The following is a 23,757-nucleotide window of genomic DNA, read 5'->3' on the forward strand; positions in this document are numbered from 1 at the left end:
CGAAGGGTACGGGGTCGGAAACCCGCGGGAAAGCGTTAGCCACAGGGCTGGAAAGTTAGTTGACAGCGGTTGACAGGTTGACAAGGAATTCTGTGTTTTCAGCGACAGGGTTCGCATGATCCAAACAGTGTTTTTTAGTGGAGTCCCCCCGGTTCTATTGGGCTGTAGGCGTTTTCATGCCTGTTCAATTTCTTGAACAGCAGCCCCTGTGCAATGGCCAGAAGGCTTGTCAACTAAGCCGGGTTAGTTGACAGGCTTAACAAGCCACGACGATGGAGGCCGCATGGCTTTTGTAACTCGCAAGGAGTACTGCGAGCTGAAGGGGTGGTCTCGGCAGTACGTTGGTAAGCTGGTCAAGAATGAACGACTGGTTCTGAATGCTGCCGGGCAGATTGATGTGGAGGCCAGCGAGCAGCTTCTGGCCATGACGAGCGACCCGAGCAAGGCCGCCGTCGCCGCTCGACATGAACGCAATCGCCCGAAGCGGAGTGATCAGCGACCGCTGGAAATAGTCATCGCAGACTTTGTAGATGACCCCTCTGGTCAGGTACCCGACTTTCAAAAGTCACGCGCTCTTCGTGAGCACTACCTATCGCTTCAGGAAAAAGACAACTTCCTTAAAGCCCGAGGCACCTTGGTAGAGCGCAAAGCGGTCGAAGATGCGGCCTATAACGCCGGTCGCTTACTGCGTGATCTTTTGCTTGGAATGGCGCCACAGCTATCGCCGGAACTGGCCTCGCTGTCTGATCCATGGCAAATCGAAAAGCGTCTGACGTCGGCTTTGCGACAAACACTGGAAGATGCTGAGCGGCTGTCAGCAGCAGATCTACAACAAGCCATTACCCCGAGCTAAACCTATGTCCTTAGAAATGTCGAACGGTGCGACGGTGTACCGCGAAGCGTATTTCCGTGGGCAGCGACCAGAGCCAGATGTCTGGATTGATCAGTGGGCCGACGAGTACATGCGCATCCCGCGCGACACGGGTGCGGCCGAGCCTGGTCAATACCACACTTCGCGTACCCCTTATGCGCGTGAGCCGATGCGCTGTCTGTCACCAGCCCACCCGTGCAAACGCGTGGTGACTATGGTGGCTTCGCAGTTGATGAAAACGCAGATCGCCTTGAACTGGATCGGTGGCCTGATCCATATGGCACCGTCCAACATCCTCACGTTGTTGCCCAGTCTTGGGTTGGCCAAGCGGGTATCGTCGCGGATTGGTAAAACCATCAAGGCCACGCCGGTGCTGCGTGAGCGCGTGGCGTCCAACCGCTCGCGGGATGCGCGCAACACCATGGACACGAAGGAGTTCGAGGGTGGTTCGCTGTACATCACCACGGCCGGTTCAGCGGCCAACCTGGCGGAGCTTTCCGCACGCTACATCTACGGCGACGAGGTTGATCGCTGGAGTGTGGACGTGGGCGAAGAGGGCGATCCGGTCGAACTGGCCGAGACTCGCGGCAGTACTTTCGGCCGTAACGCCAAATTTTATTTTTCCAGTTCGCCGACGGTCAGGGGGGCGTCACGGATCGCTGATTTGTTTGAGGTCAGCGATCAGCGTTACTACTACGTGCCGTGCCCAACCTGTGACCACATGCAGGTTCTCGAATGGGAGCGTTTGCATTACTCGGCGGACTTTCAGGTTGTGCATTACCAATGTGCCGGCCCCGACTGCGACGTCCTGATCGATGAGCGCTATAAGGGCGAGATGCTGGCGAAAGGGGAGTGGCGGGCACACACCCAAGGCGATGGCGAAACCATTGGTTTTAACTTGAATGCGCTGTACTCGCCGCCCGGCTGGACGGGTTGGGCGTCGTTGGCCAAGCAATTCGAGAAGGCTAAAAAGGCTCAGGCCAAAGGCGATCTGGAGCCGATGCAGGTGTTTTATAACACCCGTCTGGCCAAGGTCTGGGATAGCGCTCAGGAGCAAACCTCTGCCGGTGTGCTGATGGATCGGGCGCGACTGGAAAGCTACGGGCTTGGCTCAATGCCCGACGGCGTATTGATGTTGACCGCTTCCGTTGACACCCAAGCCAACCGCCTGGAACTGATGGTGATGGGTTGGGGCGCTGGCATGGAGCGCTGGGTGGTCGACTTTCAAGTGGTCTCCGGCGACCCTGCCGATGAGCGCACCTGGGTGGCGCTGGATGAGTTACTCAAGGCCCGTTACCGACACCCTTGTGGTGCTGAGCTGATGATCATGGCTACTGCGGTCGACTCCGGTGGTAACCATACGGATGAGGTCTATCAGTTCTGTCGTATGCGCCGCTGGCGCAGTGTGTTCGCCATCAAAGGGGCGAGCAAGCGGGGCCGGCCGGTGATCGCGCAGCGACCTTCGATGGTCGACGTGACATGGAAGGGCCTGACTGAACGGCATGGCGCCGAGCTATGGATTGTCGGTACCGACACGGCGAAGGACTGGATCTACAACCGCTATGCATTCGACACCGGCCCGGGAGCGCTGCACTTTGCCAACGACCTGCCGGATGACTTTTTCGCCCAGTGTGTGGCTGAGCGCAAAGTCACCCGTTACGTCAGGGGGCATAAACGCATCGAATGGACCAAGGGCAAGGCCGAGCGCAACGAAGCGCTCGACCTGTTGGTTTACAACCTGGCCATGGCCCATTACCTCGGCATCAATCGCTACCAGGATCACGATTGGGCGCGGATTCGGCAGGCGGTCATCCAGTCGGCTTCGGGCGATAGTGGCCAACCCGTTCAGAGCGAGCGGCTCAGCCGGCCAGTCGAAACACCGGCAGCACCACAGGCGCAACCAGCCGTGAAATCACGTCCGGCAGCCGCTCCCCCACAACGCCGCAGCTCCACCAGTGGCTACCTGAAGAGACGCTGATATGTCATTTACGAAAAAGCACCTCGACGCGGTTGAGGCGGCCATTGCTCGCGGTGAGAAAACTGTGCGCTACACCGACCGTACCGTGGAATACCGCACGGTCGATGAGCTGCTCAAGGCGCGCGAAGAAATACGCTCGTCGCTGGCCAGCGCCGCCGGGCCACGTTCGCGCGTGGTTCGCCTTTATCACGGAGGCAAGGGACTTTAATGGCCCGACATTTTCCGACGTTGACCCGTAACGGCTTTGTGCTGCCGTCCAACATCAAGGCCAGTTACGAAGGCGCTGGTGAAGGCCGCCGATCCGCTAACTGGGACGCTCCCGACAACGGGATCAACAGCATCAACACCCCGGCACTGCGCAATTTGCGGTCGCGCTCCCGGGCAGCGGTTCGCAATGACCCGTATGCCTTCAACGTCATCGACAAGCGCGTCAGCAACCTGATCGGCACCGGCATCACCCCTCGGCCAGCGACCGATGATGATGCCCTGCGCAAGCTGCTGCAGGAGCTGTGGAGCGATTGGGTTGATGAATCTGATGCGGATGACCGCACCGACTTTTACGGCCAGCAGGCGCTGGTGGCGCGCACGGTGGAAACATCGGGTGAATGCTTTGTTCGCTTGCGTCCTCGCAGTCGGGACGAAGGCCTGGCGGTTCCGCTGCAGTTGCAGATTCTGGCGCCGGAGTTCGTGCCGCACGACAAATTCGAGAGCACCAAGAACGGCAACGTCATCCGCGCCGGCATCGAGTTCACGCCCGGCGGCAAGCGGGTCGCGTATTGGATGTACCTGTCGCACCCGCGTGATGCGGCCTCGTTGAACGCCGGCTACAACCAGCTAGTGCGCGTCCCGGCCGCGCAGGTGCTGCACATCTTCGAACCGGTGGAGCCTGGCCAGTTGCGCGGTGTGCCGCGATTGTCGCCGGTACTCAAACGGCTGCGCAGTTTGGACAACTACGACGACGCGGTGCTGTTCCGTCAGGAGGTGGCCAACCTGTTCGCCGGTTTCATCAAGCGCCCGTCGCCTGACTCGGGTCCGGCTCCACGCGATCCGGTCACCGGCGCGTTGCTGGATTTGGACCGTGACGGTTTCACCCCCATGGTCGCGCTCGAACCCGGCACCATGCAGGAACTTGGGCCGGGAGAGGAGGTTGAGTTTTCCAAACCGCCGGATGCGGGCAACAACTACCCGGACTTCATGCGGCAGCAATTGATGGCTGCAGCAGCGGGATTGGGCACGCCTTACGAGATCCTCACCGGCGACATGCGCGGCATCAACGATCGAGCGCTGCGGGTGGTACTCAACGAGTTTCGGCGTCGCCTGGAACAACTGCAGTTCAGCGTGTACGTGCATCAACTCTGCCGCCCGGTACGGGCTGCGTGGATGGACATGGCGGTGCTGTCGGGTGTCTTGGTGCTGGACGATTACGCACAGAAGCGCCGCCAATACCTGCGCACCCGCTGGGTGCCACAAGGCTGGGCTTACATCCAGCCGGTGCAGGACGTGCAGGCGCGAGCGATGGAGGTTAGAGCCGGTTTTTCGTCGCGCAGCGAGATGGTTTTGCGCACTGGCTACGACGCCGAAACGGTCGATCTGGAAAACGCTGCTGATCTGGCACGCGCCACCTTATTGGGCCTCAACTACAACACCCTTGATGCCGTCGAAGACACCGACGACAAGGAGCAACCATGAGCAAGAGCGCGAAACCGCGTATTTACAACCGCGCCGGCAAACGCGTCGAGGTTAAGGACAAGACCTGGTACGCCGTTCATGCCAGCGGCGAGGCCGCCGAGCGAGTGATCGAGGTCTTCGTCTATGGCGAGATCGGCGCGTGGGGTATCACTGCCAATCAGTTCGTGCAGGATCTGCGCGCCATGGATGATGGTGTGTCGCCGGTGGTCGCCGCGTTCAACAGTATCGGCGGTGACCTTTTCGACGGTCTGGCCATGCACAACGCGCTGTCGCGGCTGGGCGAACGCTGCACCGGCCGGATCGATGCACTGGCAGCGAGTGCCGCCAGTGTGGCCGTGTGCGGCGCACACCGCGTAGTAATCGCGGCCAACGCCATGTTGATGATTCACAACCCATACACCTATACAGGCGGTAGCGCTGAGGACTTCCGCCGGGTTGCTGAAGTATTGGATCAGACCTTGGAGGCGATCATCGCGGCCTATAAGGCCAAGGCGCCCGACATTGATGACGCCGAACTGCGGCGAATGGTTGATGCTGAAACTTGGCTGACCGCCAACGAAGCGGTGGCTTTGGGGCTGGCCGATGAAGTGGGCGACGGCGTCAAGGTCAAAGCCTGTCTCGGTCAAGGCGCGGTGCTGCAACGATTCCAGAACGCACCGGCTGATTTGCTGGCCCAGCTCGAAGAGCCACCTGAAGCGGATCCTGATCTTGATCCTGTCGATCCGCCGCTGGTGCCGCCAGTAGTCGACTCGGCCAAGTTGGCATTGATGGTCACTCAGCGCTGCACGGCGGCGGGCATCAGCAACCTGGTCGAGCCGCTGCTCAAGTCAACCCAGCTTGAAAGCGAAGAGATCGTTTTAGCCGGTCTGGCGCGCGCCAAGGCGGTAAACGACCTCTGCATGGCTGCGCGGCTGCCGGAATTCAGCGCCGAGTATGTCGCTGCAGGTCTGGACGAGGCGGCGGTGCGGGCGCGTCTGTTCGACAAGATTGTCACCAGCGGTAAGGGCTTTGAAATCGACAACAGTCTGCCGCTGGCGGACGACCTGGCGCCCAAGGTGCTGGCCAAACAACCTGACCCCAACTCGATTTGGGCTGCTCGCCAAGCGGCCCAAACTGGAACCGCGCAAAGCGCGAAAGGAGCAAGAGCATGACCATCAAACAGGAACCGATGCACGCGGGTGAATTCCTGCTGTCCGAAGGCGCCGGCAATATTTCGCGTGAAGCGATCAACGTCGCGGCCGGTCCAGAGTTGTGGCCCGGACAAATCCTCGGACTGGTGACCGCCTCCGGCGAATTCGCACCGTACGAACCGACGGCAGAGGACGGCACTGAAAACGCGGTCGCCATTCTGTACGGCCCGCTCGGTGAATCCGATGTGGTGCGTCGCGGTCGCGCCGTGGTGCGGTTGGCCGAGGTCAGCGAAGCGCACCTGACCGGTCTGGATCTGGCCGCCGAGAAAGCGCTCGCCACTCATTTCGTGATCGTCCGCTAAGTCGATCCTTCTTTTGTATGCATCCCGCCGCGTGCGGGATTTTTCGTTTCTGGAGAGTACCCATGGCCGATATCGCCATTTTTGAAGACGAAGCGTTTACCGTTATCTCGCTGACCGCTGCGCTCAATGATCAACCCTACCTGCCGGGCCGCATCAGCGCCCTGGGCCTGTTCCGCGAGGAAGGCATTACCACCCTGACCGTGCAGATTGAAAAGGACGGTGACACCCTGGCACTCGTGCCTGCCGGTGAGCGCGGTGGTTCTGGCCTGGTGGTTGCTGCCAGCAAGCGCAACCTAATCCCGTTCAACACCGTGCACCTGCCGGAGCGTTTCACCATCAAGGCGGATGAGATCCAAGGCATCCGCGCCTTCGGCACTCGCACTGAGCTGCAGGCGGTGCAGGACGTGGTCAATGCCCGTCTGGCTAAGGCGCGTCGTCAGTTGGACGCAACGCATGAGTTCCAGCGCATGGGCGCACTCAACGGCCAGATCCTCGACGCCGATGGCCAGACCGTACTGCTGGATCTCTATGAGCGCTTCGGTGTGCAGCGTCAGAAGATGTCCATGGGGCTGACTAAGGCCGATACCGAGCTGCGCGTCATGTGCGGTGAGGCGCTGGACATGCAGGAGGATGCGCTGGGCAGCGTGACCAGTACCGGTTCGCGCGCTTTCTGCGGCAAGAACTTCTGGAACAAGCTGATCGTTCATAAGTCGGTCAAAGAGACCTACCTCAACAGTCAGCAAGCGGCAGCGCTGCGTGGCGACGCCCGGGAAAGCTTCGAGTTCGGCGGCATCATCTGGGAACGTTACCGTGGCAAGGTCGCCGGCGTGTCTTTTGTCCACGACGACAAGGCGCTGCTGGTTCCCGAAGGCGTGCCCGATCTTTACATCTCGGTGTTCGCGCCGGCCGACTACATGGAAACGGTCAACACCCAGGGTATCCCGTACTACAGCATGATTGAGCCGCTGCCCTTCAACAAAGGTATGGCCGGTGAGGCTCAGTCCAACCCGTTGCACCTGTGCACTCGACCGCGCGCTCAGATCCTGCTGGAACTCTGACCGTGGGCTTTCGCGATCTGATCGCCGACATCGACGCGGTGGTGTTCGAAACGCTGGGTGATACGGCGCGGATCGAGGGTCGCGAAGAGCCAGTGTTCGGCATGTTTGCCGCGCCCTGGCTGCAACCCAAGTTCGGCAAGCTCAACACCGGTTTGCGAGAGCCGCGCTTCGAGATTCGTGTCAGCGATTCGCAAGGTCTGGAGCAGGGCATGCTGGTCAGCGTTGACCTGCCTGCCCTGGATGGCGGCGGTGACTACGACTTGATCCAGATTGAACCGAGCGGCGACGGTCTGGTCGCCCTGATTCTGAGGTTGCGGCCATGAGCGTCGGCAGCTATTTCAAACCCTCGGCCGGGGGCGGGATGATCTCTATCCAGTCCTCGGCCGCAGATTTTCAGGCGTTCCAGGACTTTGCCAAGGTGGTGCCGAAAGCGGCTGCTGCGGCGCATCGGCGCGCGATCAACAAGACGTTGGGAAGGTTGCGCACGCACATCGCCCGAGCCGTCAGCCGGTCAGAGCGCATTGCCGTAGCAGCGGTGCGTCAGCGGTTGCGCAGCTATCCAGTTTCCGGCGCGGCCGCGAGCGGCAAACTGTGGTTCGGGTTGAACACCATCGAATCCAGCCGGATCGGCCGGGCGCGGCAGACCGGGAGCGGTGTGTCGGTGGCGGGGCGGCGTTACGAAGGTGCCTTTCTCAAGAAGGTCTATGGCAATAAGCCCGACATCTGGATCCGCACAGCCAGCAAGCATTTCAACAGTGACGACTACCCGGACAGCACGGTGTCCCCCGGTCGCGGGCCGAGTTCGGGTTGGGTCGCCGAAAACGGTAGTCGTTTCCCGCTGGCCAAAGCCAAGGTGTCGCTGGAGAAAGCCCGGCCGCATTTCGACAGCTGGGTAAAAAAGGCAGATGAGATCCTGTTGGCGATTCTCAAGCAGGAACTCAACTTTGAGCTGCAGAAATACCTTAAGAGGATAGGCAATGTCTGACGAACCGTTCAGCCTGGACCAGCTTTATCGGGCGGTAGAACAGCATCTGCGTACCCACTTGCCTGGCGTGCAGGCCGTCACAGCCTGGCCAGACATTAAGGATCGCGTGTTGCTGCCGGCGGTTTTTCTGGAGGTGGCCGAGATCGAGCCGGGTACCGATATCGGCACCGGCGAAACCTCGTTGGTTTGCAAGTTCGAGGCTCGGATCATTGTTGACCCGATCAAGCCGCATCATCATCAACAGGCCGTGCAATTGGCGACCCAGTTGGCGGTGCTGCTGCGTGCGCAGACGTGGGGGTTGGCAGTTGAGCCCGCCGAGTTTGTGCAATCGCTGCAGGACTGGACGCAGCCGCACCTGGATGGATACACCGTGTGGCTGGTGGAGTGGACTCAGCAGGTTTACCTCGGCGTTGAGGAATGGCCGTGGCGGAATGAACCACCAAGAACGTTGGTATTTGAAGCTGATCCTGGCGACGGGCCATTCAGGCCCGAGGATCTGCCGTGAGTTACGCGCTCGCCCAACATGACCGCATGATCGCGGGGGCGGTCAAGGCTTGCTACGTGGTCGCGGTGGATCTATCCGCTTCACCGCCGGTATGTCGGGTGTCCGATGGCAGTGATTGGGTCAGCGCATGGGTGCGTTGGCACAGCATCGCCGCCGGCAAAGCCCGACATTGGCGGGCACCGTCCATGGGCGAGCAGGGCAGCTTGATCAGTCCCAGCGGTGACGTGTCGCAAGGCACGTTCGTGCCGGGCCTGTACGGGAATGCCGGTCCACCACCGGACAACCGCGATCATGTCGAGGTCTGGCGTTTCGATGATGGCGGCTCGCTGGTCTACGACTGGCAGGCGAAGTCTTACACCATCACCCTGCCGAGTGGCACGGTGGCGATCAAGGTCGGCGGCACGGACGTCGTCGTTACGGATAACGCGGTAACGGTGAAGTCGGGAACGATCGATCTTGAAGCGACCGTGAATATCAAAGGGCCTGTCAATATCGACGGCGCGTTATCCGTAACGGGCAACATCGACAGCGCTGGCAACATCATGGCCGCCGGCGACAGCGACAACCACCACAAGCATTAACCCAAACATTCATCTAGCCCGCCGCGTGCGGGCTTTTTTGTACCTGGAGAAAATACATGGCCAAGATCAATGACCAGTCTGTCGAGGAGCAATCGCTGCCATTAACTCGACAGCCCGCTACCGCTCTCCTGCGAGCGCCGGATCTGCTGCTGAAGTTTCGCGACAAGCTCTACACCTCACGCACCCTGTGCATCCCAGGAACGGATCGCACGCTGGCAGTGGCGAAGCATGTGGTCGAGGTGTCGGCGTCCGATGAGCAGGCGGTCAGCTTCCTGAAGACGCATCCCGAACTGGAACCGCTGGAGTGACATAGATGATCGGAATGGATCGCCACACCGGCCAACCCATTTCCGGCATCGCTCACTTGCGCCAGTCGATTTCCGACATTCTGGGCACGCCGCTGGGTAGTCGGCGGCACCGGCCCGAGTACGGCAGCAAGCTCCGGCGATTTATCGACTTGCCTGTTAACAAGGGGTGGATCAGCGCCGTGCAGGCTGAAGTCGCTCGCGCGCTGGGCCGCTGGGAGCCGCGTTTGAAGCTGGATCGGGTGAGCGTCGTTTCGGTGATCGGCGGGCAAATCAATCTGAAAATCGTCGGTCAGTACCTGGGCGACAGCGTCACGCTAGAGGTGGCCGTATGAATATCGTGGATCTGTCGGCGTTGCCGGCGCCGACCGTGCTGGAGCCGCTCGACTTCGAGGACACCTATCAAGACACGCTAGGGGTCTTTCGCGGATACATGGGCGACAACTGGACAGCCTCGTTGGAGAGTGATCCGGTGGTCAAAGTTCTGGAGACGGGCGCCTATATCAAGGTCGGAAACCGCGCCCGGGTCAACGACGCCGGCAAGGGTCTGCTGCTGGCGTACGCCATTCGAGGCGACCTCGATCACCTCGGGGCCAACGTCAATTTGAAGCGCCTGGTGATTCAGGCGGCGGATCTGCAAGCCGTGCCACCGGTGCCCGAGGTCAAGGAAGAAGACGACCCGTTTCGCGAGCGCATCCAGTTGGCCTATGAAGGCCTGACCACGGCCGGCCCGCGTAACAGCTACATCCTGCACGCGCGCAATGCTTCGGGGCTGGTGGCGGATGCGTCAGCCGAAAGCCCGGAGCCTTGTTACGTTACGGTAACGGTGCTGAGTTCTGAGGGTGATGGGCGCGGTGTGGCCAGTCCTGAGTTGTTGGCTACGGTGCGGGCTGAGCTAAACGACGACGACGTGCGTCCGGTCGGTGATCGGGTCACGGTCAAGAGTGCGGAAATCATTGATTACCGCATTGACGCCATTCTGCACATGGCCGGCGCCGGCCCCGAAATGGATGCCAGTTTGGCGGAAGCCAAAGCCCGGCTAGCGGCGTGGATCAATCCCCGCAAGCGCCTGGGCGTGGAGGTCGCACGTTCTGCGGTCGACGCTCAATTGCACGTTGCCGGCGTTTCCCGGGTGGAGTTGCCCGACTGGGTGGATCTGGCCCCGACGAAAGAGCAGGCGGCGTACTGCGTGGGCTACACCGTGACGATGGCGGGCTGACATGAAGAGCTTTCTGCCGATCAACAGCACGCAACTGGAACGGGCCATGGAGGCCGGTTTTTTCGAGAAAACGATTGTCCCACTACGCGACCTCTACAACGCCGATACCTGTCCGGTGCATCTGCTGCCGCATCTGGCCTGGGCGTGGTCGGTGGATCGCTGGGATTACCGCTGGACTGAAGCCACCAAGCGCGCCGCTATCAAGGCGTCGTATTACATCCACAAGCACAAGGGCACCATCGGCGCGCTGCGCCGGGTGGTCGAGCCGCTGGGCTATCTGATTGAGATTGTCGAGTGGTTCCAGACGGTGCCGGAGGGCGTGCCGGGCACCTTCGCGTTGAAGGTCGGCGTTCTCGATACCGGCATCACTGAGGAAATGTATCAGGAGCTAGAGCGCCTGATCGACGACGCCAAGCCCGTCACCCGGCACCTGACCGGGCTGGCGATCAGCCTGGAAACCCAAGGCAATTTAAACATCGCCGTGTCCCTCTACGAGGGCGACGAAATCGACGTTTACCCGCCCGTTATGCGTGACATCGAGGTCACCGGCAGCTTCGGCGTGGTCGGTCGCGAACACACCATAGACACCCTGGACGTTTATTATGATTGATGCGAATTCGCAGTTTTTCGCGATCCTCACGGACGTGGGGATGGCCAAGCAGGCGAACGCCGACGCGCTCGGCATTCCCTGGCTGATCACCCAGATGGGCGTGGGGGATGCCAATGGCACCGAGCCGATCCCGAGCGTGACACAGACAAAGCTGATCAGCGAGTGGCGCCGAAAGCCGCTGAATCAACTGAAGATCGATCCGGTCAACCCGGCAGTGATCATTGCTGAACAGATTATTCCGGCCGATGAGGGCGGTAAGTGGATTCGCGAAATCGGCCTATACGATGCGGACGGTGATCTGGTGGCGGTGGCCAACTGCGCGCCGAGCTTCAAGCCGTTGCTGTCGCAGGGTTCGGGCCGCACGCAAATCGTGCGGATTAATTTCGTCGTCACCAGCACCGGAAATATTCAGCTCAAGATCGATCCGGCGGTTGTTCTGGCCTCGCGGGCCTACGTCGACGCGGCGATTCTTGAAGTGCTGCCGAAGAACAAAGCGGCAGGCCAATACACTCGCGTCAAGGTCAATGATCGCGGGATTTTCGTCTCTGGTGATAACCCGGAAACACTCGCCGGGATGGGCATCAAGGACACTTACACCAAGACCGAAATCGAGGCGATGATTGCCCAGGCCTCGGCGCTGCCGGTCGGCGCAACGGTATCCTTTCCGCTGGACAAGATCGCGCCCGGCTTTCTGGAGCTGGACGGCAGCGTCAAGAGCATTGCCGTCTATCCCGATCTGGCGGCATTCCTCGGCACGGCGTTCAACAAGGGCGATGAAGGGGCCGGCAATTTCCGCCTGCCGGAATCACGCGGCGAGTTCCTGCGCGGCTGGGATCATGGGCGCGGGGTTGATCCAGGCCGAGCGATCGGCAGTTGGGCTGATGACTCGTTCAAGTCTCACACTCATGCGGCCACCAGAGCGGGCTTTATGTCGAATGAGTTTCCGAACTCGCAGGGCACTATGGGGACGGGCGGCAATGTCACGTATGCGGGTCAGGGGGTGCAGATGGCAGCCACCGCCGCAACTGGCGGAACTGAAACTCGTCCGCGCAGCGTAGCGGTGATGTGGTGCGTCAAGGCGTGGAACGCGCCGATCAATCAGGGAAACATCGACATTGCTGCGCTCGCGGCATTGGCGGCGCAGGCCACGGAAATCAAGCTCGGCACGGCCAAGATCGCCACGCAGGCGCTGACGGATGCCGGCGTTGATGACGCCACGATCGTTACGCCAAAAAAGCTACGAGCAGGCTTCTTGTCGAGCTTCACAGCCAACGGCTACTTGGCGTTCCCGTCGTGGTTGGGAGGGCTCGTTATCCAATTGGGTGGCTTGAGCGTTAACGGCACTGCGACTGTTCCGCTTCCCATGGCTTGGCCCGCCGCTAAATGCTTCGGTGTGTGGGGCACGGGACAGACGGGCGTTGATGGCGCATCGGGCGGTTCTGCATGGGTTGAGTCGGCTGTGGTGAGTAATTCACAGATATTTTTAAAGGTTGTCACGTCGAGTTCGTCGGGGAACGTCCAGGGAAGTCGGGGTGTTTCTTGGCTGGCCATCGGCAAATAAAGGAGTTGGCATGCGCTATTACAGTCCGACCACGGGCAGCACCTACCTAAAGGGAGTTCACGCGATGATCCCCGACGATGCGATCCCTATTACTGAGGAGCGCTATTTGTCGGTGATTGCTTGCCGAGTAGATGGGAAAGTTCGCAGTCATGACGCTGAGGGGTTGCCGATATTGATTGATCCGCCGCCGCCAACCGCCGAAACCCTTGAGGGGATCGAGCGGGCTTGGCGTGACGCTCAGTTGATGCAAACCGACAACCTGGTGATCCGTCACAGGGACGAACACGAGGACGGCAGTGCAACAACCCTTAGTGCTGAGCAATACGCCGAACTGCAAGCGTTCCGCCGTGCGCTTCGAAACTGGCCGGAGGGTGAAGAGTTCCCGCTTGTCGATCACCGTCCGGTAGTGCCTTCTTGGCTGGCCGGTCAGACCCAATAAACGCCCCGCACTGACGGGGCGTTTTCTTTTCCGTTACGCGTAACACGAACACCCTCACAGCCTCGCTTATGCGGGGCTTTTTCGTTTCTGGAGATTGGACTTTATGAGTTTCTTTCACGGCGTCACGACCACTGAAGTCAAGACGGGAGCGCGCACCATCTCGCTGCCGTCGTCTTCGATCATCGGTCTTTGCGACACCTTCACCCCGGGCATTCTTGGCGGCGGGACGGCCAAGGCCGGCGAGCTGAAGTTGATCACCACCGAGCGCGAAGCCATTGCAGCCTTTGGCCCTGACTCGGCAATCACCAAGGCCTGTAAGGCGATCTACGTCAAAGCCAAGGCGGTGATCGTCGCCATCGGCGTACCCAAGCTGGAAGACGCAGCGCTGCAAACCTCGGCGATCATCGGCGGCGAACTGCTCTCGGGTCAGCGTACCGGCCTGCAGGCGCTGCTCGACGGTAAAAGCCTGTTCAACGCACAGCCGCGGTTGTTGATCGCGCCGGGCCATACGGCGACGCAGGCGGTGGCTACGGCCATCGACAGCGTGGCACAGAAACTGCGCGCCATCGGCATCATCGACGGCCCGGGTACGACCGACGAGGCTGCTATTGCCTACGCCGAAAACTTCGGCAGTCGCAACTTGTTCATGGTCGACCCGGGCGTGAAGTACTGGGACACCGTCACCAGCACCACGGTCGACGCGCCTGGCTCGGCTTGGGCGGCAGGCCTGTTTGCCTGGACGGATGCTGAATACGGTTTCTGGGCATCGCCATCGAACAAGGAATTGACTGGCATCACCGGCACCGGCCGCGCTGTCGAGTACTTGGACGGCGACGAGACCTGCCGGGCCAACCTGCTCAATAACGCCAATATCACCACGATCATTCGCGACGACGGTTACCGCCTGTGGGGTAACCGAACGCTGTCGAGCGATCCGAAGTGGGCATTCGTTACCCGCGTTCGCACGCTGTTCATCCTCATGGACGCGGTGCAGGCCGGGCACAAGTGGGCCGTCGACCGTTCGATCACCAAGACCTACGTGACCGATGTCACCAACGGTCTGGATGCGTTCATGCGCGACCTGAAAGCCCAGGGCGCAATCATCAACTTTGAAGTGTTCCCCGACACCGAACTGAACACGGCCAGCCAGATTGCCCAGGGCAAGGTGTACTGGCGTATCCGTTTCACCGACGTGCCGCCGGCAGAAAACCCGAATTTCCTTTTCGAAGTCACCGATCAGTGGATGACCGAAGTGCTTGAAGCAGCCTAAGGGGGCGTAGCCAATGATTCCTCAGACTTTGTACAACACCAACCTGTTCGTCGACGGCGTGAACTTCTCCGGCGACGTGCCGAGCCTGACGCTGCCCAAGCTGACCACCAAGACTGACGAGTATCGAGGGGGCGGCATGGCCGGCCCCATCGAGATGGATCAGGGGCTTGAGAAAATGGAAGCCTCGTTTGTCACCAAAGGCGTGCGTCGTGAGTCGCTTAAATACTTCGGCCTGGCTGATGGCACGGCGTTTAACGCGACGTTCCGAGGTGCTTTTAAGGGCCAAAAGGGCGCGGTGACAGCGGTCGTTGCCACCCTGCGCGGTCGCCTCAAAGAGGTCGATCTCGGTGACTGGAAAGCCGGTGATGCTGCCGAGATCAAACACGCCGTTGCGGTCACCTACTACAAGCTCGAAATCGACGGGCGCCTGATGTACGAGATCGACATGGTTGCCGGCATTCAGGTGATCGACGGCAAAGACCAACTGCTCGAAGTGCGCCAGGCACTCGGCCTGTAAGGAATAGATTCAGATGACTCAAGCAATCGCTAAAAACCTGCCGGCCTGGCTGTCGCTCAGTTCAGTCGGTGCCGTCGTAACGCTGACCCGCCCAAGCCAAGCCAATAGCATCGACGTCGAGACGTTGAACCTGCGCAACCCGACCGTGCGTGAAGTGCGCGCGGCTGATCGTGCTGCCAACGGCGACGACGAACAGCGCGAACTGATGCTGTTCGCAGGTCTCGCCGAAGTCGGACTGAAGGATCTGGAAGGCCTCAAGCTGACGGATTATCGCCGCGTACAAACGGCGTATTCGCACCTGGTACCGAAAACTGATTATTCGGACTCGATGCCGGCGTGGTTGTCACTGACCACCGACCAGGTGCTGGTGACGCTGTCGTGCCCGAGCGAGATCAACGGCGTGACCGTCGACAAGCTGGCCTTGCGTTCGCCGACCGTGGGCGACGTGCGTGCCGCTAACCGTGAGGTGGGTGGCGACGATGAGCAGCGCGAGCTGGTGTTGTTTGCTGCGTTGTCCGGTGCGCCTGTCGCGGATCTGGAGGGGCTGAAGCTGGTGGATTTTAACCGCTTGCAGGCCGGCTATTTTCGCATGGACAACGACGACGGGCTTTAACCCCAGCGTTATCAAGTCGGCGGCGAAACGTCTGGCGGCGGAAACCGGATTTTCCGCCGCCGAGATCCAGTCGATGCCGTTTGCGGAAATGGTGTGGTGGCTCACGGATTGAGCCGCCATCGGTAGTGCTGGGCACATGAGGGCCATGACATGGCAAACAAACTCGCCCTCGGGCTGGTGATCGGCGGCGCCGTCAGTTCCACGGTCGGTGCCGCGTTCAAGGACGTGACCGGGCGCATCAAGCGCCTTGAGGCTGAAGGCAACAAAGCGCGCGTGCTGCAGCGCACGATTGGCGACACCATCCGCCTGCGCGAAGAATGGAAAAAGGCTCACGACACCGGCGCTGCCGGTGCGTCCAAATTACTCAGCCGTTTGAACTCGAACCTCGACAGCCTGAAAAAGCAGGGGGTCGAGGTCGGCCGGCTGGAAAAAGCCTATCGCTCGATGGGGCAGACGGCCAACAAAGCCGAGCTGAAAGCCAAGGGTCATCAGCAGATCGATTCTGGCGTAAAGGGCATGAAGGGCGCCGTCGGTGCTGCGGTCGTCGGTGTCGGTGCCATGGCGGTACCGGCCAAGGTCAGCGCTGATTTTGGCGCCATTGTGCGAGACATCGCGATCAAGGCCGGCATTGCCAACAAGCCGCAAGAGCAGGAGATGTCGCGCAAGATCATCGACACTTCACGCGACACCGGCATGGCGCGCAACGATGTGGCCGACGTGGTCAATCAGTTGGTCGGCGCCGGTATGGATCTGAGCAAGGCGCTGGAGTACGCGCCTGTCGCGGCCAAGTTTGTCGTGGGGCAGGGATCTAGCGGCGTCGACACGGCCAAAATGATCAATGCCCTGGGGCAGAACGCCAAGATCGCCGACCCCAAGCAGATGCAGCAGGCGCTGGAGGCGATCGCTTACCAAGGGCAGGCGGGCAGCTTTGAAGCGGCCGACATGGCCAAGTGGTTTCCGGAGCTGTTGGCCAACATGGCCAGCAACGGCATCACTGGCTTGGATGCGGTGACGCAATTGGGCGCGATGCTGCAGGTGCAGATGAAGCAGGCTGGCAGCTCGGACGAAGCGGCCAACAACCTGAAAAACTGGATGGGCAAAATCGGTTCGACCGATACGGTCAAGGCTTACGAAAAAGCCGGGATTGATTACAAGGGATCGATGCAGACCGGTTTGCAAAACGGTATGTCGACGCTTGAGACCAGCATGGCGCTGGCTCAGAAATACATTCAGGCGACCGATCCTAAGCGCGCGGCGGCCATGGCCGAAGCGATGTCAAAAATCAGCAAGGAAGCCAATCCAGAAAAGGCCAAGGCCATGATGGCCTCGCTGGAAGAATCCTTGCGCACCGGTGATCTGTTCGCCGACATGCAGGTCAAGGCGGCGCTGTCGGCCTACATGCAGAACAAGGCGCTGTACAGCCAGCTCAAAAACGATTCGCGCGAAGCGACCGGGATCCTCGACAAGAACCTCGCCGAGCGGCGCGAGTCGTCATCGCAGAAATGGGCGGAGATGGCCCAGTCGATGGATGACGCCATGCGCAGCATCGGCGATGCCCTGCGACCTGTGACAGACGTCGTCGCAGAGTCGTTGACCAAGGTTACTAAAGGCATCACGTCGCTGACGGATAGCGCGCCCGGGGTGGTTGCCGGTATCGCCACGGTCGGGGCGGGGCTGATCGCCTTAAAAGGTATCTTCAACACGATCAAGATCAGCAAGGGGCTGCTAAACCTTGCGCGTGGGGCGCGCGGTGGCAGGAATGGGAGCGAAGCCCCAAATAAGGACCCCGGAGAACTTGATCTGGTAGCGACTGGCCTAGATGTTGTTTCGCGGGTGAAGGAAGCGGCAACAGGCGGTGGCCTTGGTGCAGAAAGTGGTTCAGGTAACGACGGCGTCAAGAAGGTTTTCGTCGTCAATGCCGGCGCCATGGGTGGCGGTGTGGATGTGTCGGGCGAATCGCGCCGATGTGGACGTGGGTCAAGGCGCAGCGCTCGGCGCCGGTCGTTGCCGAGTTCGAGGGGGCCTCGCCCGTCTGTGCCTCGTCCCCCTGTTTCGATCCCATCGCCATCAGTCCCTTCCGTTCAAAGTGGGGCATTGTCCAAGCTCGGCGTCGTCGCAGGAACCGTCGGTAAGGTCGGCAAGGCGGCCAAGGTCATACCTGGCGGAACGCTGCTGGAATCCGGCGCGATGGCTTTTGAAACCTTTCAAAACGCCAAGACCAAGGACGAAAAAGCCGAGGGCTACGGTGCGGCCGCTGGCAACCTGGCCGGCACCATGGCCGGTGCAGCAGCAGGCGCCGCCATTGGTTCGGTTGTGCCGATCATCGGCACCGCGATCGGCGGCATGATCGGTGCTTACCTGGGCAGTCAGGGCGGTGCGGCGCTGGGCGGGTCGTTGGGTAAGTCGTTGTTCGGTGGCGAGGATGAAAAGCCCGAACAAATGGCAAAGGCGCCGGCTCCAGCCACGCCGCTTATGATGGCTTCAGCGGGCCAGCAAGGACCGGCGCTGGGGGATGTCGCGCGCTCGATGGCGGTGACGGCGCCGCTCAAGTCGGCGGCGCTGGCTATCCAGCCCAAGGAGCCGGCGAAGCCGGAACCGGCCAAGGTGGATCAAAAGTTTGAGTATTCGCTGAGCATGCCGGTCACGGTAGAGGGGGATGTGAAAGACCCTCAACGCCTGGCGCAGGATCTCATGCCGCACATGCAGCGAATGATGGCGGACGCGGCGAAGACTAACGCCGCCAAGCTGTACGACGAACCCCATGTGTAAGGAGGTCTCATGGCTTATATGGAGAGTATGCAATCAAGTCTGAAGTATCTGGTGGATGCGGCTGAAACCGGGCGGCGTAGCGCGGATGGCATGCTGTCCCCGGTCAATGGCGCGATCCGCGAACTGACCGGCGCCGCATCCGAACTGGAAAACATCCCGTTTGTTGGTCCGGCCATCGGCGCCAAACTTCAGCGAGTGATGCGTGGCGTCGACGCGGCTCAGGCCAAGGTCGGTCAGGTGGTAGCGGTGTACGGCCGCGCCACCCGGGCGGCGGCTGAAGTGCAGGATCGGCTGGGCACATTGAAGGAACAGGCGGGCAAGGCGGCCACGGCGATCAACAACGTCGCCGGCAAAGTCAGCCCGGCGCTGGCCAACATCGTGCCCACCAGTTCCTTTGCCGTGGATGCCACGCCGGCGCCGGAGGCGGTGAAGCCGTTCCCGCACCTGATGATCATTCAGCCGCGCGATCCCAAGATTGAGCCGTATTACTTCAACCTGGACACGGCAGCTTTCGACGAGCTGAGCCGTTCGACCGAATTCCGCTGGGCTTCGCAGGAGCGCTTGACGCGTAGGCCGGCGAAGCAGGCCATCGGTATGGGCGATGAAAAGTTGACGCTCAAGGGCACGATCTACCCGGGCTTCAAGGGCGGTTTAAAGCAGCTCGACACGCTGCGTTCCATCGGGGCCAGGCTTCAACCGCTGACCCTGACCACGGGCTATGGCGAGGTGATCGGGACGTGGTGCCTGAAAAACATCAATGAGGAACAGTCCGCGCTGCTGCACGGCGGGATTGCTCGTAAGCAGGGTTTCACTTTGGAGTTTGAGCGCTATGGCGACGACATGCAGGACGTCTGATGGAGACATGCTCGATGTCATTTGCAACAACGTTTACGGCCATCTGAATGGCAGCGTCGAGGCCGTGCTCGATGCCAATCAGGGGTTGGCTGATGAGCCTCAACCATTCCGGCTGGGCGTGATTATCGTCCTGCCGGATTTGCCCAGCCCAACCAGTGAAGGCGTCAGCTTGTGGGATTGACCTCTGCCGTCGCCGGCGCGGTGCCGCGTTACGCGTAACGACACCTTGTTTTCTGGCCCGCCTTGTGCGGGTTTTTTATTGGAAAAAATCCATGACTCCGATGTTTCGCATTGTCGCCGATGGGGCCGATGTCACGGCCAAGATCAATGATCGGCTGTTGTTACTGCGTACCTCTGACAAGCCGGGCATGGAGTCCGACGAGTTTGAGTTGCGTATCGACGACCGTGATGGTCAGGTGCAATTACCACGGCGTGGCAGCGCTATCGAGATTTACCTGGGCTATGCCGAAACGACCTTGGCGCGCATGGGCAGCTACACCGTGGACACCGTCGAGGTATCAGGCCCGCCGGACACCATCGTGATCAAGGGCAAGGCCAGCGACATGCGTGGCAGTGGCAAAACCATCCGTAGCGGAAGCTGGGAAAACGTGCCGCTGTCGAAGATCGTGGCCGACATTGCCGCGCGCAATGGCTGGCAATCGGTGTGTCCGGTGTCGACCAAAGTCGCGCGGGTGGATCAGCTCAATGAGTCCGATTTTAATTTCATCACCCGGCTGGCCAAACAGTACGACTGCACGGCCAAGGTTGCCGACGGCAAACTATTGGTGATGCCGCGCCAAGGTGGCCAGACGGCCAGCGGTAAGGCGTTTGGCGCTGTAACCCTGACCCGTCGCGACCTCAGCCGCTGGCAATTCAGCCTAGGCGATCGCAACTCCCACAAGGCGGTTGCGACCAAGCACCAGAACAAGAAGGACGGCAAGCTGGAGGTGGTCACCATCGACAACGATGACTCCCCGGACGGTCTGCCGGCGGTGCATACCGATCGCCATATCTACCCGAACAAGACCGCCGCCGAGGCGGCCGCCAAGGCCCGTCTGTCAGCGTTCAATCGCTCGACGGCCGATGTGCGGCTTGAGATGCCCGGCAGGACGGACATCTTTGCCGAGCGGCCGATTCTCGCCCAGGGCTTCAAGGAAGGGCTCGACGGTGAATATCTGGCGGACTCGGTGGAGCAGGTGTTCACCCAATCCGGCTGGTCGACGACCGTCGAATGCAATGCCGGCAAAGCTGGTAAATCCAAGGGCAAGAAAAAGAAAGAGGCTAAGCCACCGCTCAAGGTGGTGAACATCGAGAAGCAATAGCCGCATCCCATCGCCGTCTGAGTGCGTTTTTTTTATGTCTGGAGTTTGTAATGTCCATCACTGAACAACAGCTGCAAAGCATCATGCCCAACGCCCGCCGCCAAGCGGGCGTTTTTGTATCCGCCCTCAATGCGGCCATGGTCCACCGTCAGATCAACACGCCGAAACGCCAAGCTGCGTTTCTGGCGCAAGTCGGTCACGAGTCGGGCCAGTTGCAGTACGTTCGGGAACTGGGCGGCGACCAGTACCTGAGCAAATACGACACCGGTAACCTTGCTGCAAAACTGGGCAACACGCCGGCAGCGGATGGTGATGGCCAGCGCTATCGCGGTCGCGGCCTGATCCAGGTCACTGGCCACGACAACTACCTACGCTGCAGCTTGGCGCTGTTCGGTGACGAGCGATTGCTGCGCACGCCTGAACTGCTGGAGCTGCCGCAGTGGGCCGCCGAGTCGGCCGCATGGTTCTGGTCCGTGAACGGGCTGAACGCGCTGGCCGATCAAAATGAATTCAACACAATCACCCGCAGGATCAACGGCGGCCTCAATGGCCTGCAGGATCGGCTGGAGTTGTGGGGGCGGGCGAGGGCGGTGCTATGCGTTTCGGCGAACTGATCCCGGCGCCGTATCTGCTGTTGGTAAAAGGAGTGCTGCTGGTCGTCTTGGTCGGTGGTTCTGCGTCCATTACCTGGCAAGTACAGGATTGGCGTTACGGCAAACAGCTCGCAGAGCAGGCCCGACTCCACACCGAAACCCTCAACAAGTTGACCCAGGCCACGATTGCGCAGCAGCGTGCCGAACAGGACAAGCGCCTTGCGCTCGAGCAGCGCCTGGCAACCAGTGAACAAACCCATTATCGAGCCTTGAGTGATGTCCAACGTGATCAAGGTCGCCTGCGCGACCGTCTTGCCACTGCTGATCTGCGCCTGTCAGTCCTACTCGATGCCACCACCGGCGCCGGCAACGGATCGCTGTCAGCCTCCACCGCCACCGGCAGCGTGGTTCATGGCCCCACAAGAGCCGAACTTGACCCAGCGCATGCTCAACGAATTGTCGGCATCACCGATTACGGCGACCGAGGACTGATTGCACTCGCCGCCTGTCAGGCATACGCGAAAGAAGTCTCAACACCGAAGTAAAAAAAGGGCGGCCGGTCCAGATGCGTCAACATCCGGATCGACCGCCGTCCCTGCAGATAGTCCCTGCAAGTCCAGCCAAGGCTCTTGCTCCGTGCACAAATCGTGGCGAGCCTAGAACCTGTTTATCCGTACAGTAAAGATCTTGCTTTTTATGTCTACACCCACCCTGCTGTGACCATAGTTAGCTTATTTCTAAGCGCTTGACGATTAAGAGCGAAACAAGCCGCATTCTCGGGCGCTAAATAACGGAAGACCAATAACTTACGGTCGAAAAATAAAAAGGCTTTTAGCCATCACCCTTTAATAGCCAATAACTCTAAAAAATTGGAAGCACTTTCCTATATCGGATCTATTCTCGTAACGCGCAATGGAAGTATGGATATCTTGCGCACCAACTCATGCCATAAACTATTAAAGGACTACTCCATGGAAAGCTTCGCTATTGCGGCATCACAAATTAACTGGAACGGCGGTCAACGGATCACTTTAAATGCAGGTGATACGGCCACTTGCACGACGTTGCGTCCGGGGCAGATTTACGGAATTTTCATTTATAATTCCGCCGGCAGCGATAACAATGCAGCCGTAAATGTTGTATGGAGCAATAGCCAGCCTCCTGCAACCATCACTGTCCCCGGTACCACCGCCAATGCCGGCTTGGCATCGCTGGGATTCGTTTCCGGCACTGACACTCAGACAATCTCAGTTTCGTTGCCTAGTAACAGCGGCATTGCACAGGTTGAGGTGTGGTTGGGCAGTACCAGCATGCCAACGAATACGAGCGGACTAAATAACAACTCGTTGCAGGCTAACGGGGAGCAGTACCCGTTTAACAAATATAATCGCTACTATTCCGTGCCGCCTTCGAAATGGATGAATCTGACAATTGTTAGCAAAATCACACAGTTCATTTCGTGCCAGTTCCGCGAAGCCGCTGCAACCGTATTTGTTGTGAATGAAACGTCAAATGGCTTACTGGTCGGGCAAGTCACTAACATTGGACCTACTGCTTCGGAAAAAGGGGCAGTGACCATTGTTGCCACTCAGATTCAAAACATCAGTAATAACTTGCAGGGCGACGGTACTCAATGGGTCTGGATGGATGCAGATAGCCAGCAAGACTCAACGAGCGCCAGCATTTCATTACAATCCCTATAATCTATAGCAGACGAAGAGTAGAGCCGCGCAGGGCGCGGCTCTTTTTAGTTTCCCGTGTTCGTTTTTAAATCTAGATTATTGTCGGACAATTAAAGTCGGCACGGTTGGTGCCTTGACGCGACTCGCTAACAACTCCGTAACCGCATAATCGCATCCGTAATCGCTTTTGCATTCGTGTCCAAAGTTTCCAGAGCTGCAATTGCGTTACCAGCAACATTGTCTGCACCAGCCCCTGAAATCCAGTTGGTAATCTCTTCAATCGCCGCACCGAGAGCATGCTGGTTGTGCAAGAGCAACGTCAACGCATCAGCAGTGGCGATGTTGCCGTCTGAATTACTTAGCATGTGGATCATCCTTCAGCGAAAGGTTCGTAAAGCCTCATTCGTCCCGCCAGGACAGATTAGCCCAAGCAATCATTTATTGAGGGCTATTTCCGCCCTAAAATGCCGCATCTGTCCCATGTTGCCATTCTACAAACGTCAAAAACCACAAACCCCCGACTTTCTCTAGAAAAATAAGGGGATTGCGTTTTTAGAATTTGGCGGTGAAGGAGAGACTCGAAATCGCTACCTTTAAGGGCCTGTTGCCCACCTCCAAGTGAACGCCCAGCTCGCTCCATTGCTATCTGCTTTACATTATCGGCCGCTTTCGGCCGAGGCTGTGTAAAAACGTTTTTGAGCGCTTCAGGTGCTCAAAACCGCACTGGAAATCGCGTTTCTATGCGAAATCCACATCTGCAGACGTGCCGATAAATTTCAGATTTAACGTAGACGCGGACACTTCAATTTTGGCGAAGCGTTTTTACACACTCTGGGCCGATAA

At 59.6% G+C, this 23,757-nt stretch carries 28 protein-coding genes; 27 read left to right on the top strand and 1 reads right to left on the bottom strand.

All coding sequences use genetic code 11. The features are described 5' to 3' along the window. The first annotated feature begins 283 nt into the window (after positions 1–283). From ATI02_RS28155 to ATI02_RS28285, 27 genes are all read left to right on the top strand, one after another. Positions 284–853, top strand: a complete 570-nt coding sequence (locus tag ATI02_RS28155) for a terminase small subunit (protein ID WP_095189985.1) — start codon at positions 284–286, stop codon at positions 851–853. Positions 854–857: 4 nt separating this feature from the next. After that, positions 858–2,849, top strand: a complete 1,992-nt coding sequence (locus tag ATI02_RS28160; protein ID WP_095189984.1) for a phage terminase large subunit family protein — start codon at positions 858–860, stop codon at positions 2,847–2,849. Between the two features lies 1 nt (position 2,850). Then, positions 2,851–3,057, top strand: coding sequence for a phage head-tail joining protein (locus tag ATI02_RS28165; RefSeq protein ID WP_041481045.1), 207 nt, complete (start codon positions 2,851–2,853; stop codon positions 3,055–3,057). Continuing rightward, a complete protein-coding gene (locus tag ATI02_RS28170; protein ID WP_100847983.1) occupies positions 3,057–4,538 on the top strand; it encodes a phage portal protein in 1,482 nt (493 codons plus the stop codon). The genes ATI02_RS28165 and ATI02_RS28170 overlap by 1 nt, the downstream gene beginning before the upstream one ends. After that, positions 4,535–5,689, top strand: a complete 1,155-nt coding sequence (locus tag ATI02_RS28175) for a head maturation protease, ClpP-related (RefSeq protein WP_100847984.1) — start codon at positions 4,535–4,537, stop codon at positions 5,687–5,689. Before ATI02_RS28170 ends, ATI02_RS28175 begins: the two co-directional genes overlap by 4 nt. Then, the gene (locus ATI02_RS28180) at positions 5,686–6,030 is read left to right on the top strand and encodes a head decoration protein (protein ID WP_064391001.1); all 345 of its coding nucleotides are present in this window, start codon (positions 5,686–5,688) and stop codon (positions 6,028–6,030) included. Before ATI02_RS28175 ends, ATI02_RS28180 begins: the two co-directional genes overlap by 4 nt. Before the next feature lie 62 nt (positions 6,031–6,092). After that, complete coding sequence (locus ATI02_RS28185; RefSeq protein WP_100847985.1) at positions 6,093–7,088, top strand: major capsid protein; 996 nt, start codon at positions 6,093–6,095, stop codon at positions 7,086–7,088. A gap of 2 nt (positions 7,089–7,090) precedes the next feature. Next, positions 7,091–7,411 carry a head-tail joining protein gene (locus ATI02_RS28190; protein WP_100847986.1) on the top strand — a complete coding sequence of 107 codons (321 nt, stop codon included), beginning with the start codon at positions 7,091–7,093 and terminating at the stop codon, positions 7,409–7,411. Then, positions 7,408–8,073, top strand: coding sequence for a hypothetical protein (locus ATI02_RS28195; protein ID WP_095189979.1), 666 nt, complete (start codon positions 7,408–7,410; stop codon positions 8,071–8,073). The genes ATI02_RS28190 and ATI02_RS28195 overlap by 4 nt, the downstream gene beginning before the upstream one ends. Next, positions 8,066–8,578 carry a hypothetical protein gene (locus ATI02_RS28200; protein WP_095189978.1) on the top strand — a complete coding sequence of 171 codons (513 nt, stop codon included), beginning with the start codon at positions 8,066–8,068 and terminating at the stop codon, positions 8,576–8,578. Before ATI02_RS28195 ends, ATI02_RS28200 begins: the two co-directional genes overlap by 8 nt. Beyond that, positions 8,575–9,159 carry a phage baseplate assembly protein V gene (locus ATI02_RS28205; protein ID WP_095189977.1) on the top strand — a complete coding sequence of 195 codons (585 nt, stop codon included), beginning with the start codon at positions 8,575–8,577 and terminating at the stop codon, positions 9,157–9,159. The genes ATI02_RS28200 and ATI02_RS28205 overlap by 4 nt, the downstream gene beginning before the upstream one ends. Before the next feature lie 56 nt (positions 9,160–9,215). Then, the gene (locus tag ATI02_RS28210; RefSeq protein ID WP_095189976.1) at positions 9,216–9,467 is read left to right on the top strand and encodes a hypothetical protein; all 252 of its coding nucleotides are present in this window, start codon (positions 9,216–9,218) and stop codon (positions 9,465–9,467) included. A gap of 5 nt (positions 9,468–9,472) precedes the next feature. Then, positions 9,473–9,799 carry a GPW/gp25 family protein gene (locus ATI02_RS28215; protein ID WP_095189975.1) on the top strand — a complete coding sequence of 109 codons (327 nt, stop codon included), beginning with the start codon at positions 9,473–9,475 and terminating at the stop codon, positions 9,797–9,799. Then, positions 9,796–10,683 (top strand): baseplate assembly protein, encoded by an 888-nt coding sequence (locus ATI02_RS28220; protein WP_095189974.1) that lies wholly within the window; start codon positions 9,796–9,798, stop codon positions 10,681–10,683. Before ATI02_RS28215 ends, ATI02_RS28220 begins: the two co-directional genes overlap by 4 nt. Position 10,684: 1 nt before the next feature. Next, a complete protein-coding gene (locus ATI02_RS28225) occupies positions 10,685–11,293 on the top strand; it encodes a phage tail protein I (protein WP_095189973.1) in 609 nt (202 codons plus the stop codon). Continuing rightward, positions 11,286–12,854 carry a phage tail-collar fiber domain-containing protein gene (locus tag ATI02_RS28230; RefSeq protein WP_238156286.1) on the top strand — a complete coding sequence of 523 codons (1,569 nt, stop codon included), beginning with the start codon at positions 11,286–11,288 and terminating at the stop codon, positions 12,852–12,854. Before ATI02_RS28225 ends, ATI02_RS28230 begins: the two co-directional genes overlap by 8 nt. A gap of 10 nt (positions 12,855–12,864) precedes the next feature. Further along, on the top strand, positions 12,865–13,293 hold the full coding sequence (locus tag ATI02_RS28235; protein ID WP_100847987.1) for a tail fiber assembly protein: 429 nt from the start codon (positions 12,865–12,867) through the stop codon (positions 13,291–13,293). Between the two features lie 103 nt (positions 13,294–13,396). After that, positions 13,397–14,563, top strand: coding sequence for a phage tail sheath subtilisin-like domain-containing protein (locus ATI02_RS28240; protein WP_100847988.1), 1,167 nt, complete (start codon positions 13,397–13,399; stop codon positions 14,561–14,563). Between the two features lie 13 nt (positions 14,564–14,576). Continuing rightward, positions 14,577–15,080, top strand: a complete 504-nt coding sequence (locus tag ATI02_RS28245) for a phage major tail tube protein (RefSeq protein ID WP_073473004.1) — start codon at positions 14,577–14,579, stop codon at positions 15,078–15,080. Between the two features lie 13 nt (positions 15,081–15,093). After that, positions 15,094–15,693 carry a phage tail assembly protein gene (locus ATI02_RS33155; RefSeq protein ID WP_100847989.1) on the top strand — a complete coding sequence of 200 codons (600 nt, stop codon included), beginning with the start codon at positions 15,094–15,096 and terminating at the stop codon, positions 15,691–15,693. Between the two features lie 150 nt (positions 15,694–15,843). Then, on the top strand, positions 15,844–18,462 hold the full coding sequence (locus tag ATI02_RS28255) for a phage tail tape measure protein (RefSeq protein ID WP_100847990.1): 2,619 nt from the start codon (positions 15,844–15,846) through the stop codon (positions 18,460–18,462). Between the two features lie 9 nt (positions 18,463–18,471). Then, positions 18,472–19,317: a phage tail protein gene (locus ATI02_RS28260; RefSeq protein WP_100847991.1), complete on the top strand. Its 846-nt coding sequence runs from the start codon at positions 18,472–18,474 to the stop codon at positions 19,315–19,317. After that, positions 19,292–19,498, top strand: a complete 207-nt coding sequence (locus ATI02_RS28265; protein WP_100847413.1) for a tail protein X — start codon at positions 19,292–19,294, stop codon at positions 19,496–19,498. Before ATI02_RS28260 ends, ATI02_RS28265 begins: the two co-directional genes overlap by 26 nt. A gap of 91 nt (positions 19,499–19,589) precedes the next feature. Next, positions 19,590–20,639 (top strand): phage late control D family protein, encoded by a 1,050-nt coding sequence (locus tag ATI02_RS28270; protein ID WP_100847992.1) that lies wholly within the window; start codon positions 19,590–19,592, stop codon positions 20,637–20,639. A gap of 50 nt (positions 20,640–20,689) precedes the next feature. Beyond that, on the top strand, positions 20,690–21,253 hold the full coding sequence (locus tag ATI02_RS28275) for a glycoside hydrolase family 19 protein (RefSeq protein WP_100847993.1): 564 nt from the start codon (positions 20,690–20,692) through the stop codon (positions 21,251–21,253). Next, the gene (locus tag ATI02_RS28280; protein WP_100847994.1) at positions 21,235–21,777 is read left to right on the top strand and encodes a lysis system spanin subunit; all 543 of its coding nucleotides are present in this window, start codon (positions 21,235–21,237) and stop codon (positions 21,775–21,777) included. Before ATI02_RS28275 ends, ATI02_RS28280 begins: the two co-directional genes overlap by 19 nt. 426 nt (positions 21,778–22,203) lie before the next feature. Continuing rightward, the gene (locus ATI02_RS28285) at positions 22,204–22,935 is read left to right on the top strand and encodes a hypothetical protein (RefSeq protein ID WP_100847995.1); all 732 of its coding nucleotides are present in this window, start codon (positions 22,204–22,206) and stop codon (positions 22,933–22,935) included. Between the two features lie 125 nt (positions 22,936–23,060). Here ATI02_RS28285 and ATI02_RS28290 read toward each other — a convergent pair whose 3' ends face one another. Further along, positions 23,061–23,279 carry a hypothetical protein gene (locus ATI02_RS28290; protein WP_100847996.1) on the bottom strand — a complete coding sequence of 73 codons (219 nt, stop codon included), beginning with the start codon at positions 23,277–23,279 and terminating at the stop codon, positions 23,061–23,063. Positions 23,280–23,757: the final 478 nt, after the last annotated feature.

It is taken from the genome of Pseudomonas baetica (assembly GCF_002813455.1).
Taxonomy (GTDB): Bacteria; Pseudomonadota; Gammaproteobacteria; order Pseudomonadales; family Pseudomonadaceae; genus Aquipseudomonas; species Aquipseudomonas baetica.